The following is a 1826-nucleotide window of genomic DNA, read 5'->3' on the forward strand; positions in this document are numbered from 1 at the left end:
GCCACCCGGTTCGTCCGGGTGCTCGACGGCCTCCTCGCCGACCCGGCGCAGCCCGTGGCGGACGCCCCGATCCTCGACCCCGCCGAGCGCCACCGCATCTCCGTCGAGTGGAACGACACCGCCGTCGACCTGCCCGCCGCCACCCTGCCGGAGCTCTTCGCCGCCCAGGCGGCGCGGACCCCGGACGCAACGGCCCTGGTCTTCGGCGACGAGCGCCTCAGCTACGCCGAACTCGACGCGCGTGCCGACCGGTTGGCGCGGCTGCTGGCCGCGCGGGGCGTCGGCCCGGAGCGCACGGTCGCGCTGGTGCTGGAGCGCTCCGTCGAGATGGTCGTCGCGCTGCTGGCGACGGTGAAGGCCGGTGCCGCGTACTTGCCGGTGGACCCGGAGTACCCGACCGACCGCATCGCCGTCGTACTCGCGGACGGCAACCCGGCGCTCGTGCTGGCCACCCGGGCGACCGCCGACGTCGCGCACGCGGCCGGCGCCGAGCCGCTGCTGCTCGACACCGAGGAGACCCTCGCGGAGCAGGCCGAGCGCAACGCTCCTCTCACGGTCGCGTTGCGGCCCGAGCACCCTGCCTACGTCATCTTCACCTCCGGCTCGACCGGCCGCCCCAAGGGCGTCGCCGTCCCGCACGGCGGCATCGTCAACCGTCTCGCCTGGATGCAGCACGCCTACGGCCTCACCGCCGAGGACCGGGTGCTCCAGAAGACGCCGTTCGGCTTCGACGTCTCCGTGTGGGAGTTCTTCTGGCCGCTGCTGGAGGGGGCCACGCTCGTCCTGGCCAAGCCCGGCGGCCACCGCGACCCCGCCTACCTGGCCGAGCTGATCCGCCGCGAGCGGATCACCGTCACCCACTTCGTACCGTCAATGCTCCAGGCCTTCGTGCAGGAACCGGCCGCCGCCGGCTGCACGGACCTGCGCGGCGTCATGTGCTCCGGCGAGGCGCTGCCCGCCGACCTGCGCGACCGGTTCTTCGCCGTCCTGCCGCAGGTCCCGCTGCACAACCTCTACGGGCCCACCGAGGCGTCCGTCGACGTCACCGCCTGGGCCTGCACCCCCGCCGACACCGGCACGAGCGTGCCGATCGGGCGGCCGGTCTGGAACACCCGCGTCCACGTGCTCGACACCGCGCTGCGGCCCGTGACGGTCGGTGTCGCGGGAGAGCTCTACCTGGCGGGCGACCAGCTCGCCCGCGGTTACCTCGGCCGCCCCGCGCTGACGGCGGAGCGTTTCGTCGCCGATCCGTCCGGTCCGGCCGGGACGCGCATGTACCGCACCGGCGACCTGGTGCGCTGGAACGCCGAAGGCGCCCTGGAGTACCTGGGCCGCACCGACGACCAGGTCAAGCTGCGCGGCTTCCGCATCGAGCTCGGCGAGATCGAGACGCGCCTCACCGCGCACCCCTCCGTCGCGACCGCCGCGGTGATCGTCCGCGAGGACCAGCCCGGCGACCGCCGCCTGGTCGGCTACGTCGTCCCGGCCCGTGGCGCCGTCGACACGGCCGAGCTGCTTGCGCACCTCGCGGGCTCGCTGCCGGACTACATGGTCCCGGCCGCACTCGTCGTCCTCGACGCACTGCCCGTCACCGTCAACGGCAAGCTGGACCGCCGGGCCCTGCCCGCGCCGCAGTTCACGCAGACCACCGGCCGCGTCGCGCAGTCCCCGCAGGAGCAGCTGCTGTGCGGGGTCTACGCGGAGGTGCTGGGCCTGCCGTCGGTCGGCGTGGACGAGGACTTCTTCGCGCTGGGCGGTCACTCCCTGCTGGCGACGCGGCTGGTGAGCCGGGTGCGGTCGGTGCTGGGTGTGGAGGTGCCGATCCG

At 74.4% G+C, this 1826-nt stretch carries 1 protein-coding gene; it reads left to right on the forward strand.

From position 1 onward, the window contains the following. Positions 1-1826 (forward strand): amino acid adenylation domain-containing protein (locus AB0D10_RS46265; protein ID WP_360269126.1); only part of this gene is annotated, 1826 nt, incomplete at both ends.

It is taken from the genome of Kitasatospora sp. NPDC048545 (assembly GCF_040651155.1).
In the GTDB taxonomy this organism is placed as follows: domain Bacteria; phylum Actinomycetota; class Actinomycetes; order Streptomycetales; family Streptomycetaceae; genus Kitasatospora.